Genomic DNA, 13,012 nt, shown 5'->3' with positions numbered 1-13,012 from the left:
GGCTCCGGCCATCACCCCAGTCCACGACGCCGGTTGAGCCCGGCTTTCATTCCCGCTATCAGGATTGCACCCCAATACAGGAAATCCGGAAAGGCCGCCATGACCGTCAAATCCGTTTGTGTCTATTGCGGATCGCGATCCGGAGCAATGCCTGCCTATGCCGCAGCCGCCCGCGACCTTGGCCGCCTGCTGGCGGACGCGGGCTGGCGCCTGGTCTATGGCGCGGGCGACGTGGGGCTGATGGGCGAGGTCGCGCGCGCCGCGCAGCAGGCCGGTGGCCAGACCTTTGGCGTGATCCCGGTGCACCTGTTGCGCCGTGAGGTCGGCAAAACCGACCTGAGCACCTTTGTCGTGACCGAGACCATGCATGAACGCAAGAAGGTGATGATCATGAACGCTGACGCGGTCGTGGTCCTTCCCGGCGGCCCCGGATCCCTCGATGAGCTGTTCGAAGCGCTCACCTGGCGGCAACTCGGCCTGCATGACAAACCGATCCTGGTGATGAATGTGGACGGCTACTGGGACCCGCTGCGCACGCTGATCGAGCGCACGGTGGACCAGGGTTTTGCCGATGCCTCGCTGGCCGGTTACCTCACCTGGGTGGACACGCCCGAAGCGGCCATTGCGGCCCTGCGCACCAGCCTGTCCTGACGCAAAAGTGATAGCGAAAACACTGCCACCGCCAGCCAGATGAGGGCAAAGGCCACCCCGTGCCAGGGGGTGAATATCTCGCCAAACACCAAAACCGCGCACAGGAATTGCAGGGTCGGGTTGATGTACTGCAACACGCCCACCGTCGACAGCGGCACCCGCCGCGCGGCATAGCTGAACAGGATCAGCGGGATCGCCGTCAGCGGCCCGGACCCGATCAGCAGGAACGATGTGGTCAGATCGGTGCCAAACGCCCCCGCGCCCCGCAGGTGTGCCCAGGCCAGCACCGACAGAAAGATCGGCATCAGGATCACTATCTCGGTCGTCACCGAAATCACCGGCCCCAGTGCCAGCCCCTTCTTGACCGCGCCGTATAAGGCGAAACTGGATGACAGGATCAGCGCCACCCAGGGCGCGACCCCAAGGCCCCAGGTCAAAACCAACACCGCCAGCGCCGCCAGACCGATAGCCAGCCACTGCGCCCGCACCAGCCGTTCGGCAAACAGAAACCGGCCCGCCAGCACCGCCATCAACGGAAAGATGTAATAGCCCAAAGAGGCCTCGGTCACCTGCCCCGCCTGAACCGAAAAGATGAACACCAGCCAGTTGAGCGAGATCATCAGCGCGGCTAGCAGGATCAGCCCCGTCTGGCGCAGGCCGGAATAGGCCCGCAGCAACTCGCCCAGCCGCCCCTGAAGTGTCAGGTACGCCCCGAACAGCAGTACGGACCACAGCGTGCGATGCGACAGCACCTCGGGCGGCGGCACATGCGTCAGAAGCTTGTAGTAGAGCGGCGACAGTCCCCAGACCACACAGGCCCCGACCATCGCCAGAATGCCACGCCCGACCTCGCCCATACCCTGCCCCGGATGTTGTTACCCGCCGCTCTTGCCGCGCGCGGACCGGATTGGCAAGCCGGGAAATCCGGATCAGACCTTCCAGTCCAGATGTCTGCGACCCGGATCCATGAAGTGATCGACCATCACCGGCATCGCCAGAGCATAGGCCTCTTCCAGTGACAGGTCGAGGTGACGATAGAGCGTCTGTTTACCCAATCCCACCGGGCCGGGATTGCGCGCCGCCAGCGTCCGGGCCAGTTCGCCCACCACGCCAGGCAATGCATCAGCAGGCACAATCCGGTTGATCAACCCGGCGGCCAGCGCCCAATCCGCATCATAGGCCGCACCGGTCAGGGCCATCTCCATCACCGCCTTGCGCCCGATCGCACGCGACACGGCCACCGCAGGCGTCGTGCAAAAGCCGCCATTCTGCACCCCGGGCAGGCAGAAACTGGCCTCGGGCGCCGCATAGGCCAGGTCGCAGGCCGCAACCAGCTGCAACCCGGCGGCGGTGGCGATACCCTCGATCATCGCGATCACCGGCTTTGGCAGTCGGGTTACCTCCAGCATCATCGCTGAACAGGCCTCGAACAGATCCTCGACAAAGGCCCGGCCTTCATCCGCATCAGCCCGGTGACGCGCGATCTCTTTCAGGTCGTGACCGGCGCAAAAGATCCGCCCCGGCCCGTGGATCACAACCACCCGGACCGCATCGTCCTGCCCGGCCCGGCCGAGCGCGTCATGCAGCGCTCCGATCATCGCCCGCGACAGCGGATGCGCGGGTGCTCGGCCCAGCGTCAGGGTCAACACCCCTTCGTTCAACGCCTCGCTCACCAGCCCGTCTTGCGACATCTCGTTCATGCCTTGGTCCTCCCGGTCGCAGAATGCCGTGCATGACCCAGCCTGACCAGCCCCTTCATTTCGCCCAAAAGACTCCGGGGGAGTCGCGCAAGGCGCGACGGGGGCAGCGCCCCCTCCTGCCCCAAAGAAAAACCCGGCCCCCGAACGGGGGCCGGGCCTGAAGAATTACGCCTTGCGCTGAGTTACATCCGCGAAGCGACGTTTTCCCAGTTCACCAGATTGTCGAGGAAGTTCGACAGATAGGCGGGGCGCTTGTTGCGGAAGTCGATGTAATAGGAATGCTCCCACACATCACACCCTAGCAGAGCGGTCTGGCCAAAGCAGAGCGGGTTCACACCGTTCTCGGTCTTGGTCACCGCCAGCGAGCCATCGGCATTCTTGACCAGCCAGCACCAGCCCGAACCGAACTGCCCGGCACCGGCGGCGGAAAACTGCGACTTGAACTCTTCGACCGAGCCAAAGCTCTCGACCAGCGCCTTTTCCAGCTCGCCCGGCATCTTGCTCTCACCCGGCCCCATCATCTCCCAGAACTGGTTGTGGTTCCACAGCTGGGAAATGTTGTTGAAGATGCCATTCTGCGCCACGGCGGTCTTGTTGTAGGTGCCGACGATGATCTCTTCCATCGACTTCGATTCCCACTCGGTCCCGGCGATCAGCTTGTTGCCGTTGTCGACATAGGCCTTGTGGTGCAGGTCGTGGTGATATTCCAGCGTCTCGGCGCTCATGCCCTTGGATGCCAGCGCGTCATGTGCATAAGGAAGATCAGGAAGTTCAAAAGCCATCTTGGCCCCCTGTTGAAATTGATGTTGCGTTCCCAAGGTTACATGCTTTGGGCATGCCCGCAGGTCAAGGGCCGATGCAAGAAAAGCGGCGGGAAGAGGCGGATGCTGACCAAATTACGCAAGATGATCTACCGCGCGCGCGGCTATGTCCCAGGCCGACTAAACGGCGAGCCCTACCGACTCGACCCCTATCACTCCAAGTTCTGGCACAAGGCCAGCTCCGACGCCTGGGAACCCGAAACCTTTGCCGTGCTCGACCAATATCTTTCACCGGACCGCGACTATGTCGATATCGGCGCCTGGATTGGGCCGACCGTACTTTATGCCGCGCGCAAGGCACGCCATGTCTGGTGTTTCGAGCCTGACCCGGTGGCGCTCCGGCATCTCTTGTGGAACCTGGAGTTGAACGACATCCGCAACGTCTCGGCTTTTGGCGTGGCGCTGTCGGACGGGTTCGGGCTGGCGCGCATGGCGTCTTTCGGCGGAGAGGCTGGGGATTCGATGACCTCGCTGCTCGCCGCAGGGACCCATGGCACCGACGCGCTGACCATCGGCTGGGACGAGTTCGCACAAACCGTCGATCTGTCCGCCGTCTCGCTGGTCAAGATGGATGTCGAAGGGGCCGAGTTCGGCGTGGTGCCGACGCTGAGCGACTGGCTGCACGCCCATCGCCCGGCTTTCTACCTGTCGACCCATGCCCCGTTTCTGGAGGAAACGAAGCGTGCGCAGGCCATGGCAGGCCTCGCAGTCGCGCTGGACTTCTATGCCTCGGCCACCGACGAGGCCGGCGCCCCCGCCGACCTGACCGCGCCCGAGGCGCAAAGCCGCTTTCGCAGTTTCCTGTTCAACGGCTGAGCGCGGGGTTCACTTCGACGTGACCGTGCATTTACCCCAGCCATCGGGCTGATTGTCGAAATACGAGAGCACAGCCCGCACGGTGACGGTCTTTTTCTCGGTATTCAGGATCGCCTTGTACTGGGCGTTCTCCTGGGTATTCACATTGCCGACCGGGATGCCCTTGACCTCCCAGTTCAGCCGCACCGACCCCTTGCCGCGCCGCGACATCTGCGCAGCGACCGGTTTCTTGACCACACCCATGATGATCCCGTCGGCGACCACGGCGGTTCCCCGGCTTTCATCCAGATCAATGATCAATCGCGGCGGGATCCAGCCGTCCTTGGATCTTGGCGTGACCTGACTATCATAGACCTGCCCTGCCCATGCCGCGCCGGACATCAGAGATAAAAGAGAGATCATACCCGGAAGTGTTTTCATTGTCTTGACGTTCATTTCAGCTGCAAACCCAAGGTATTGTCGTTTTCATCTTTCACTCCTGTTTCACGGTACATTTTCCGAACACTCGTCCTTCTCTGAACAACCCCAAACCGGTGCCATTCGAGAATTCGAGAACAAAAGCACCCTTCGCTCTCAAAATGTTCGCCGAAAACCACCCCCGCCCAGTCAACCCGCCTCGCCCCCGCAAACTGAACAGCTCCCATTCGATCCGAAATCGTTCGCCATCGTTCAGCGATATCTGCGCTGGAACCGCGCGGCCAAATTCCTGATGGGTCAACGGGTCCGTCACCATCGCCACATTCCCTTGCGGAAAGACCGAAAACGAATAGACCCAAGGTTCTGGCAGGTCTTTTTTGCTCAACCCTTTGAATTGCCGCACTTTAGGAACGGTACAGGTATAGTGAAACGCTTCTTGGGCATTCGCCATCAACGGCGCAGGCAATAGTGCGGCCAAAAGAAAAACCGGCCCGAAAAAACGAGCCGGTTTGAAAACCTTGGGCGGGTCGTGGTGCATTCCATTCTCCGTCTTACCCGGAGAGTACGCTCACACCTACTTTATTCAACCCTGAATATGCCTTCAAAACACGCCGACAGCGCTTCCCGGTTGTGCGGCCACTTTCAGCAGCTTGAACACGTAATCGGCGACTGAACGGAAGCAGATGATGCAGAAGCTGCCATCCTCCTCCATCCAGAAGGCCCCGGCCACCTGGGCCAGGCGCGAGCGGCGGAAATCGCCGGGGCCGAATGCGCCGGGGGCGAAATCGACCGGGGCGAGCTTGGCCATCACCTCGCGCGCATTTGCGCCCGAGACACGGAACATCGCGCGGGCGTCCGACACGTCCGCCGCCAGGCTGTGGGCATTGCCCAAGGCCTTGGTCATGGCCGCCAGCTTGTCGCCGACTTCAGCATGGGGCACCAGCACCAGCAGCTCGTCGGGCGACATCCAGCACAGTCCGTTTTCGCCCGCCACATTGGCGCGGCGCTGGCCGGGCATGTCCTGCCCGGTGGCGCCGGTGGCCGCGGCAGCAACCGGTTCCGAGGACAGATCGCCCCGCAGGGTGATCATGCCTTGCAGGCCGCAGTCCTCGACCCGCACGATGCCGTCATAGGCGGCACCCATCAATGCGCTGACAGGTTTAGACATTCTGTTTCGCCCCTTCCTTGTCATAGAAAACCGGGTCCACGATCTTGGCCTTGTAGGTCTTGCCGTCGGTTCCGGGGAATTCGACGATCTCGCCCATCCGGTCCGGCCCGTGCTGGATCAGGCCCATGGCGATGCCACGGCCCAGATTGGCCGAGTAGTAGGTCGAGGTGACCCGCCCGATCATGTTGCGCTGGCCATTGGCGTTGACGCCCTCACCCACCGCATAGGCGCCATCCGGCAGCACCGAACCATCAACCGTTTCCAGACCCACCAGTTTCCAGCGGTCGCGGTCGGCCATGTGGCTGCGTTCCTGCGCGCGCTTGCCAAGATAGTCGTCCTTTTTCTTCGAGATCGCCCAGCCGAGCCCCAGATCCTGCGGGATCACGGTGCCGTCGGTCTCGTCCCCGATCATGATGAAGCCCTTTTCAGCGCGTAGGATGTGCAGTGTCTCGGTGCCATAGGGCATGACGCCGAATTCCTTGCCCGCATCCACCAGCGCCTCCCAAAAGGCCAGGCCCTGGCTTGCCGGAACCGCGATCTCATAGCTCAACTCGCCCGAGAACGAGATCCGATAGGCGCGCGCATCGAATTCGCCGATCCGCCCATCGCGCCATTCCATGAAGGGCAGCGCCTCGGCCGACAGATCCATGCCGCCGCCCGCTTTGGCGTTCAGCTTTTCCAGCACCTTGCGGGCCTTCGGGCCAACCACGGCGATCTGGGCATATTGCTCGGTCACGTTGGCGACATAGACTTTCCAGTCCCACCATTCGGTTTGCAGCCATTCTTCCATGTGGCCATGGATGCGCTCGGCGCCGCCGGTGGTGGTGTGACACAGGAAGGTATCTTCGTCGATCCGAGCGACCACGCCATCGTCGATGAGGAAACCGTTTTCCGAACACATCAGGCCATAGCGGCATTTGCCCGGTTTCAGCGTGCTCATCATGTTGGTGTAGAGCATGTCGAGGAACTTGCCCGCGTCCGGCCCCTTGACGATCAGCTTGCCCAGCGTCGAGGCATCGAGCAGCCCGAGGTTCTCGCGGGTGTTCTTGACCTCGCGATTGACCGCGTCATGCACGCTTTCGCCCGGACGGACATAGGCAAAGGGACGCCGCCACTGACCGACCGGTTCCCAGTCGGCGCCATTGGCGTTGCTCCAGTCATAGATCGGCGTCTTGCGCACCGGCTGGAACACCTCGCCGCGCGCCTCGCCGCCGATGGCGCCCATCGAGATCGGCGTATAGGGCGGGCGGAAAGTGGTGGTGCCGACCTGTGGGATATCCGCGTTCAACGCATCAGCAAGGATCGCCAGGCCGTTGATATTGCTCAGTTTACCCTGATCCGTTGCCATGCCCAGCGTGGTATAGCGCTTGGTATGTTCAACGCTTTCGTACCCCTCGCGCGCGGCCAGCTGCACGTCCGAGACCTTGACGTCGTTCTGGAAGTCGAGCCAGGATTTCATCCGCAGCTGGATTTCGGCATTGGCAGGCATCAGCCAGACCGCTTCCATCGCGTTCTCGCCCTCGGCCGCGCCCTCGGGCGCCTTGGTGCGTTTAGGGGAGAAGCCCGCCGCCTTGGCCGCGGCCTTGCCCGCGGCATCGGCGTCAGCCATCACCTGATCCAGCGCCAAGGGGCCGTTGGCGGACCCGGCAGCCACCACAAAACCCTTGCCATCCGCGCCCAGCGGCGGGCGGTCGGGATCGGGGCGGAAATGCGCATTGGCACGGTCCCAGATCAGCTTGCCGCCGCAATGGGACCACATGTGCACCACCGGCGACCAGCCGCCCGACATGGCGACCGCATCGGCCTCGACCTCTTCGCGGGCGCCACCGACGCCGTCCTGGTTGCAGATCGAGATTTTCTTGACCCGTTTGCCGCCCTTGACCTTGGCAATCGCCTTGCCCGGATCGACCCGGATGCCCAGCGCGCGCGCCTCGTCGGCCAGCGCGCCGCCCCCCTCCTTGCGGGCGTCGAGAATGCGCAGCACGTCGACACCGGCCTGTTTCAGGATGATCGCCGTGCGATAGGCGTCGTCATTATTGGTGGCAACCACCACGCGCTGACCCGGAGTCACGCCCCAGTTCACCACATAGTCGCGCATCGCGCCAGCCAGCATCACGCCGGGCACATCGTTGCCGGCAAAGGACAGCGGCCGTTCGATGGCGCCGGTGGCGCTGACGATCTGCTTGGCGCGGATCCGCCACAACCGGTGGCGCGGCCCCGGCACGCCGGGGGTATGGTCGGCCACCCGCTCGTATCCCAGCGCATAGCCGTGGTCATAGACACCGGCGCCCATGGTACGGGCGCGCAAGGTGACGTTGTCCATCGCCTCCAGCTCGGCCAGGGTGCGGCTTACCCATTCGTCGGGCGACAGCCCGTCGATGGTGCCGCCATCGACTGGCGCGCGCCCACCCCAATGTGCGGTCTGCTCGATCAGCAGCACCCGCGCGCCCGAGCTTGCTGCCACCTTGGCCGCCTGCAACCCGGCCACGCCGCCGCCGATCACCAGCACATCGGTGTGGACATGGAAATGCTCGTAGGTATCGGCATCCACCAGCTCCCTGTCGGGCGCCTTGCCCAGACCGGCCGAGCGACGGATGATCGGCTCGTAGACATGTTTCCAGAACGGCGCCGGGTGGATGAACATCTTGTAGTAAAAGCCCGCCGGCAGAAAGCGCGACAGATAGGTGTTCACCGCCCCGATATCGAAATCGAGGTTCGGCCAGTGGTTCTGGCTAGCGGCCTTGAGCCCGTCGAAGAGCTCGGTCGTGGTGGCGCGCTGGTTCGGTTCGAACCGCGTCCCCTCACCCAGACCGACCAGCGCGTTAGGCTCCTCGGCGCCGCTGGCCACCACCCCGCGCGGGCGGTGATACTTGAACGAACGGCCCATCATCATCTGGTCGTTGGCCAGAAGCGCCGAGGCAAGGGTATCGCCCTCGAACCCGCGCATGGTGGTGCCGTTAAAGGTAAAGGTCACCTGTTTCGATCGGTCGATCAGGCGGCCCTGTTTTGCGAGACGGGTGCTCATCTTACGTGAACCTTTCGCAAGAGAAAGACATGACAGAGGCGGACATCAGGAGAATTCCCTCCAGCTCCAGCCGGGGCGTTTTGCGCTGATCGCGTCGCGGATTTCCTGCGGCGGGCCGCTGACCTGCGCCGAATAGGTGCCGAACACCTCGAGCGTGGCGGTGCAGCGCGCGGCGTGAAACCACTTGCCGCAGCCCGAGGCATGGCGCCAGCGTTCCAGATGCACACCCTTGGGGTTTTCGCGGGTAAAGAGATAGCCATGCAGCTCGTCATCGCTCGAGCCCGGGCCGAAACGCTTCAGATGCGCTTCGCCACCGGCGGCAAGCTCGGTCTCGTCGGCATCGACGCCACAATAGGGACAATGAAGGATCAGCATGTTTTCATCCTTTCGGCGGCAGGCCGACCGCGCGGGCCAGCCGAAATACGGTTGGGATAACGACGCGGCACGGCGTCTTCGAAGACATCCGCCCCGGGCCCGGAACAGCAAAAGTCAGCGCTGCCGCATCCTCTCGGGCATCGCGACTGTCGGTCGGCTTCATACGTCCGGACATGAAAAAGCCGCCGTCCCCCTGAGGTAAGTCAGGAAAGGGGAAACGGCGGCGGATTTCGCAGCCCAAAGAGGCTGGAACCATTCGCGCAAGAACGGGATCAGTTGCCGTCAACGGCCTCTTCGGCAGCATTGCCAACGCTTTGCGCTGCGTCATTGACCGCAGAGCCAGCCGCTTCGGCGGCATTGCCCACACCTTCGACCGCGCCTTCGACGGCGCCCGGAACACCTTCGACATTGATGTTGACGTCACGGCTGTCATCGGCCGCACCTGCTCCGAACATGAACCAGGCCATGACTGCAACAACGATGACGAGCGCGCCGACAACAAAGGCCAGCCCGGCATTCGAGCCGCTCGTGGTGACCGAACTTGACGACGATGTCGTTGCGGCGCGGCGCTCAGGGTGAGGGGTCGTATGGTCAAACGAAGACATGCTGATGCTCCTAAACAGTTGCTGTTCGAAGCCTCAACGCATGCCTTGTCCGATTGGTTCCGTGTCAATGCGCCACCCCTGCGGCCACGCTTTCGTCGATGAAGCGGCCTTCCTTGAACCGGTCGAGCGAGAAGGCCTCGGTCAGCGGCGAATGGCCCGTGGCCATCAGCTGCGCCATGCCCCAGCCCGAGCCGGGAATGGCCTTGAACCCGCCAGTGCCCCAGCCGCAGTTGATGAAACAGCCGCCCAGCGGCGTCTTCGACAGGATGGGCGAGCGGTCGCCGGTCATGTCGACGATCCCGCCCCATTGCCGCAACATCTTGAGCCGGCTCAGCATCGGGAAGGTCTCGTTCAACGCCCGCACGGTCTCCTCGACATGGTGGAAGCTGCCGCGCTGGGTAAAGTTGTTGAACCCGTCGGTGCCGCCGCCGATCACCATCTCTCCCTTGTCGGATTGCGACATGTAGCCATGCACCGTGTTGGCCATCACCACCACGTCCATGCAGGGTTTGATCGGCTCGGAAACCAGCGCCTGAAGCGCCAGCGCCTCGACCGGCAGGCGGAAGCCCGCCATCTCGGCCAGCTGGCCGGAATGGCCCGCCACCACGATACCCAGTTTGCCGCAATCGATCGGCCCCTTGGTGGTGTCGACGCCGACAATCTGACCACCCTCGCTGCGCACGCCGGTCACTTCGCATTGCTGGATGATATCCATGCCCATGGCAGAACAGGCCCGGGCATAGCCCCAGGCCACCGCATCATGGCGCGCGGTGCCGCCGCGCTCTTGCCAGAGCGCGCCCAGCACCGGGTAACGCGGCCCGTGCAGGTTGATGATCGGCACCAGCTGCTTGACGCGCTCCGGGCTGATCCACTCGGTCTTGACCCCTTGCAGCGCGTTGGCATGCGCGGTGCGCTTGTAGCCGCGCACCTCGTGCTGGGTCTGGGCCAGCATCATCACGCCGCGCGGGCTGAACATCACGTTATAGTTCAGATCCTGGCTCATGGTCTCGTAGAGACCGCGCGCCTTTTCATAGATCGCCGCCGAGGGATCCTGGAGATAGTTCGAGCGGATGATGGTGGTGTTGCGCCCGGTATTACCGCCGCCCAGCCAGCCCTTCTCGATCACCGCAACGTTCTGGATGCCGTAGTTCTTGCCCAGGTAATAGGCCGTCGCCAGCCCGTGCCCGCCCGCACCGACAATCACCACATCATAACGTTTCTTCGGTTGGGGCGAACGCCAGGCGCGTTCCCATCCGGTGTGATAACGCAGCGCTTCGCGCGCCACGGCAAAGGCAGAATAGTGCTTCATATGCGAATCCGATCCGGTTTCGTGTCTTGCGGCAGGTATGCCGTGCGGCCCCAGAATACCCCCGCCGCATACCGCCGCAATATCGCAAGATTGCGACATGAGACCAACTCGCGTCCTTTTGCCTCTTTTTTCCGCGGCCCCGCGTCGCTAGATGACAGACAACAAAGCGGAGCCCTCATGATATTCTGGATACTCGTTTCTCTGATGGCGCTGGTGGTGGCAGGACTGCTGGCGCTGGCCGCACTCAGGGCGCGCATCACCGCCGAACCGGCAGCAGCCTATGATCTGCGCGTCTATCGCGACCAGCTGGCGGGCGTGGACCGCGACCTTGCGCGCGGCGTGATCGACGCCGCCGATGCCGAACGCATCCGCACCGAGATCTCGCGCCGCATTCTCGCCGCCGATACCCAGATGCAGGCCGAGGCAACGGACCCCGCACAGACCCGCCGGAGCGCACTGATCGTCGCCCTCGCCTCGGCCGTTGTGGTCATCGCCGGATCCCTTTGGTTCTATACCAGCCTAGGCGCGCCCGGCTATGGCGACCTGCCGCTGAAGCTGCGGCTTGAGATCGCCGAACAAAACCGCACCGAACGCCCGGCACAAGCCGAAGCCGAGGCCCGCATGCCTGCCCAGGCGCAACCCCAGCTCGAAGCCGGATACGCAGACCTGCTACAAAAGCTGCGAGACACGGTGGCCAAGCGGCCGGACGACATCCAGGGCCACATTTTGCTGGCACAACACGAGGCCAATACCGGGAACCTGCGCGCCGCCTACGCCGCCAAGGCTCGGGTGATCGAGTTGCTGCAAGGTGATGTCACCGCTGCCGATTTCTCGGAACAGGCGGAACTGATGATTATGGCCGCAGGCGGCTATGTCTCGCCCGAGGCCGAAGGGGTTTTGCGTCAGGCGCTGCAACGCAACCCGGAATATGGTCCTGCACGCTATTACTGGGGCGTCATGCTGCTCCAGGTGGGGCGCCCGGATCTAGCTTTCGAAATCTGGGTCCGCACGCTCGAGGCTGCCCCCGCAGACGCAGCCTGGGCCGAGGCGATCCGCACCCGGATCGGCGAGGTCGCAATGCGCGCGGGCGTCGAGTACACCCCGCCCCCCGTCGCCGCCCTGCCCGGCCCCAGCCAGGAGGACATGCAGGCCGCCTCGGAGATGGATGCCGACTCCCGCAACGAGATGATCCGCGGCATGGTCGAGCGCCTGTCCGAGCGGCTTGCGACCGAAGGCGGCACACCGCAGGAATGGTCTCGCCTGATCGGCGCCCTGGCCGTGCTTGGCGAAACCGAACGCGCCCAGACCATTCTCGCCGAAGCGCGCCAGGTCTATGCCGAAACCCCCGAGGCCCTGACGCTGATCGAGTCCACCGCCCAGCAGGCGGGTCTCGGCCAATGATCTGCGACGAGATCCAGGACTTCGCGGCCGCCCTGCCAGCCTTTGGTGCGCTTGCGGGGCTGGACCTCGGCGACCGCACCATCGGCGTTGCGGTCTCCGACACGATGCGCGGCGTCGCCTCGCCCCTGGAAACTATCCGCAGGCGCAAATTCTCGCTCGACGCGGCCGACCTGCTGACCATCGTCCAGAAACGCCAGATCGCCGGTCTGGTGCTTGGCCTGCCGCGCAACATGGATGGCTCAGAGGGACCGCGCTGCCAATCCACCCGCGCCTTTGCCCGCAACCTCAGCCGCTTGACCGACCTGCCGATCACCTTCTGGGATGAACGGCTCAGCACGGTTGCCGCGGAAAAAGCGCTGCTCGAGGCGGATACGACCAGAAAACGTCGCTCGGAGGTCATTGATCACGTCGCGGCGGGCTATATCTTGCAAGGCGCGCTGGATCGTTTGCGCAACCTCTAGGAGCTTCGGCCGATGACCGACAAGGTCTGGAAACGCAACGAAATCGACTCGCCCTGCATTCGCATCTGCGTGGTCCACCCGACCGAGCGGATTTGCACTGGCTGTTACCGGACTATCGACGAGATCACGCGCTGGTCTCGCATGGAAAGCGACGAGCGCACCCGGATCATGGCCGAACTTCCGGCCCGCGCCCCCAACCTGAGCAAGCGCAGAGGCGGCCGCGCCGCGCGGCTCAGAGGCTGACGTTCCGTTTGGTCCTTCCT

Annotated in this window: 15 protein-coding genes; 5 read left to right on the top strand and 10 right to left on the bottom strand. The window is 63.6% G+C overall.

Annotation, left to right across the window (positions count from 1 at the left end):
• The first annotated feature begins 99 nt into the window (after window positions 1-99).
• Complete coding sequence (locus OEZ49_RS09585) at window positions 100-651, top strand: LOG family protein (RefSeq protein ID WP_263388097.1); 552 nt, start codon at window positions 100-102, stop codon at window positions 649-651.
• Here OEZ49_RS09585 and rarD read toward each other — a convergent pair.
• The 3 genes from rarD to OEZ49_RS09570 form a co-directional block, all read right to left on the bottom strand.
• Entirely contained in the window at window positions 588-1,508 is a 921-nt protein-coding gene (gene rarD, locus OEZ49_RS09580) for an EamA family transporter RarD (protein ID WP_263388096.1), read from the bottom strand. The genes OEZ49_RS09585 and rarD overlap by 64 nt on opposite strands.
• A 72-nt stretch (window positions 1,509-1,580) precedes the next feature.
• Complete coding sequence (locus OEZ49_RS09575; RefSeq protein ID WP_263388095.1) at window positions 1,581-2,351, bottom strand: enoyl-CoA hydratase-related protein; 771 nt, start codon at window positions 2,349-2,351, stop codon at window positions 1,581-1,583.
• A gap of 182 nt (window positions 2,352-2,533) precedes the next feature.
• Window positions 2,534-3,133 (bottom strand): superoxide dismutase, encoded by a 600-nt coding sequence (locus tag OEZ49_RS09570; RefSeq protein WP_263388094.1) that lies wholly within the window; start codon window positions 3,131-3,133, stop codon window positions 2,534-2,536.
• A gap of 102 nt (window positions 3,134-3,235) precedes the next feature.
• Between OEZ49_RS09570 and OEZ49_RS09565 the strand changes: the two genes are divergently transcribed.
• The gene (locus tag OEZ49_RS09565; RefSeq protein ID WP_263388093.1) at window positions 3,236-3,988 is read left to right on the top strand and encodes an FkbM family methyltransferase; all 753 of its coding nucleotides are present in this window, start codon (window positions 3,236-3,238) and stop codon (window positions 3,986-3,988) included.
• 9 nt (window positions 3,989-3,997) lie between these two features.
• On the opposite strand, the gene OEZ49_RS09560 is transcribed toward OEZ49_RS09565, so the two are convergent.
• From OEZ49_RS09560 to OEZ49_RS09530, 7 genes are all read right to left on the bottom strand, one after another.
• Window positions 3,998-4,408, bottom strand: a complete 411-nt coding sequence (locus tag OEZ49_RS09560; RefSeq protein ID WP_263388092.1) for a hypothetical protein — start codon at window positions 4,406-4,408, stop codon at window positions 3,998-4,000.
• 52 nt (window positions 4,409-4,460) lie between these two features.
• Window positions 4,461-4,943, bottom strand: a complete 483-nt coding sequence (locus tag OEZ49_RS09555) for a hypothetical protein (RefSeq protein ID WP_263388091.1) — start codon at window positions 4,941-4,943, stop codon at window positions 4,461-4,463.
• 63 nt (window positions 4,944-5,006) lie between these two features.
• On the bottom strand, window positions 5,007-5,573 hold the full coding sequence (locus tag OEZ49_RS09550; RefSeq protein ID WP_263388090.1) for a sarcosine oxidase subunit gamma: 567 nt from the start codon (window positions 5,571-5,573) through the stop codon (window positions 5,007-5,009).
• Window positions 5,566-8,598 carry a sarcosine oxidase subunit alpha family protein gene (locus tag OEZ49_RS09545; RefSeq protein WP_263388089.1) on the bottom strand — a complete coding sequence of 1,011 codons (3,033 nt, stop codon included), beginning with the start codon at window positions 8,596-8,598 and terminating at the stop codon, window positions 5,566-5,568. The genes OEZ49_RS09550 and OEZ49_RS09545 overlap by 8 nt, the downstream gene beginning before the upstream one ends.
• Window positions 8,599-8,643: 45 nt before the next feature.
• The gene (locus OEZ49_RS09540) at window positions 8,644-8,973 is read right to left on the bottom strand and encodes a sarcosine oxidase subunit delta (protein WP_263388088.1); all 330 of its coding nucleotides are present in this window, start codon (window positions 8,971-8,973) and stop codon (window positions 8,644-8,646) included.
• A 272-nt stretch (window positions 8,974-9,245) separates the two neighbouring features.
• Window positions 9,246-9,578: a hypothetical protein gene (locus OEZ49_RS09535; protein ID WP_263388087.1), complete on the bottom strand. Its 333-nt coding sequence runs from the start codon at window positions 9,576-9,578 to the stop codon at window positions 9,246-9,248.
• Between the two features lie 64 nt (window positions 9,579-9,642).
• The gene (locus tag OEZ49_RS09530) at window positions 9,643-10,887 is read right to left on the bottom strand and encodes a sarcosine oxidase subunit beta family protein (protein WP_263388086.1); all 1,245 of its coding nucleotides are present in this window, start codon (window positions 10,885-10,887) and stop codon (window positions 9,643-9,645) included.
• Window positions 10,888-11,064: 177 nt separating this feature from the next.
• On the opposite strand from OEZ49_RS09530, the gene ccmI reads away from it, so the two are divergent.
• From ccmI to OEZ49_RS09515, 3 genes are read left to right on the top strand one after another with little or no spacing between them, the layout of a single operon-like run.
• Window positions 11,065-12,288, top strand: coding sequence for a c-type cytochrome biogenesis protein CcmI (gene ccmI, locus OEZ49_RS09525; protein ID WP_263388085.1), 1,224 nt, complete (start codon window positions 11,065-11,067; stop codon window positions 12,286-12,288).
• Window positions 12,285-12,749 carry a Holliday junction resolvase RuvX gene (gene ruvX / locus OEZ49_RS09520; protein WP_263388084.1) on the top strand — a complete coding sequence of 155 codons (465 nt, stop codon included), beginning with the start codon at window positions 12,285-12,287 and terminating at the stop codon, window positions 12,747-12,749. Before ccmI ends, ruvX begins: the two co-directional genes overlap by 4 nt.
• A gap of 12 nt (window positions 12,750-12,761) precedes the next feature.
• Window positions 12,762-12,992 (top strand): DUF1289 domain-containing protein, encoded by a 231-nt coding sequence (locus OEZ49_RS09515; RefSeq protein WP_263388083.1) that lies wholly within the window; start codon window positions 12,762-12,764, stop codon window positions 12,990-12,992.
• Window positions 12,993-13,012: the final 20 nt, after the last annotated feature.

This window comes from Ruegeria marisflavi (genome assembly GCF_025673445.1).
Lineage (GTDB): Bacteria > Pseudomonadota > Alphaproteobacteria > Rhodobacterales > Rhodobacteraceae > Ruegeria_B > Ruegeria_B marisflavi.
Note: the sequence above shows the minus strand (reverse complement) of the source record. Positions and strands in the feature narration are given on the sequence as shown.

Excerpts from the sequence above, each read along its gene's own strand:
- OEZ49_RS09550 (WP_263388090.1), bottom strand. The coding sequence starts at position 5,573 with ATGTCTAAACCTGTCAGCGCATTGATGGGTGCCGCCTATGACGGCATC.
- OEZ49_RS09560 (WP_263388092.1), bottom strand. The coding sequence starts at position 4,408 with ATGAAAACACTTCCGGGTATGATCTCTCTTTTATCTCTGATGTCCGGC.
- OEZ49_RS09530 (WP_263388086.1), bottom strand. The coding sequence starts at position 10,887 with ATGAAGCACTATTCTGCCTTTGCCGTGGCGCGCGAAGCGCTGCGTTAT.
- ccmI (WP_263388085.1), top strand. The coding sequence starts at position 11,065 with ATGATATTCTGGATACTCGTTTCTCTGATGGCGCTGGTGGTGGCAGGA.
- OEZ49_RS09570 (WP_263388094.1), bottom strand. The coding sequence starts at position 3,133 with ATGGCTTTTGAACTTCCTGATCTTCCTTATGCACATGACGCGCTGGCA.
- OEZ49_RS09555 (WP_263388091.1), bottom strand. The coding sequence starts at position 4,943 with ATGCACCACGACCCGCCCAAGGTTTTCAAACCGGCTCGTTTTTTCGGG.
- OEZ49_RS09535 (WP_263388087.1), bottom strand. The coding sequence starts at position 9,578 with ATGTCTTCGTTTGACCATACGACCCCTCACCCTGAGCGCCGCGCCGCA.
- OEZ49_RS09565 (WP_263388093.1), top strand. The coding sequence starts at position 3,236 with ATGCTGACCAAATTACGCAAGATGATCTACCGCGCGCGCGGCTATGTC.
- ruvX (WP_263388084.1), top strand. The coding sequence starts at position 12,285 with ATGATCTGCGACGAGATCCAGGACTTCGCGGCCGCCCTGCCAGCCTTT.
- OEZ49_RS09575 (WP_263388095.1), bottom strand. The coding sequence starts at position 2,351 with ATGAACGAGATGTCGCAAGACGGGCTGGTGAGCGAGGCGTTGAACGAA.
- OEZ49_RS09540 (WP_263388088.1), bottom strand. The coding sequence starts at position 8,973 with ATGCTGATCCTTCATTGTCCCTATTGTGGCGTCGATGCCGACGAGACC.
- rarD (WP_263388096.1), bottom strand. The coding sequence starts at position 1,508 with ATGGGCGAGGTCGGGCGTGGCATTCTGGCGATGGTCGGGGCCTGTGTG.
- OEZ49_RS09585 (WP_263388097.1), top strand. The coding sequence starts at position 100 with ATGACCGTCAAATCCGTTTGTGTCTATTGCGGATCGCGATCCGGAGCA.
- OEZ49_RS09515 (WP_263388083.1), top strand. The coding sequence starts at position 12,762 with ATGACCGACAAGGTCTGGAAACGCAACGAAATCGACTCGCCCTGCATT.
- OEZ49_RS09545 (WP_263388089.1), bottom strand. The coding sequence starts at position 8,598 with ATGAGCACCCGTCTCGCAAAACAGGGCCGCCTGATCGACCGATCGAAA.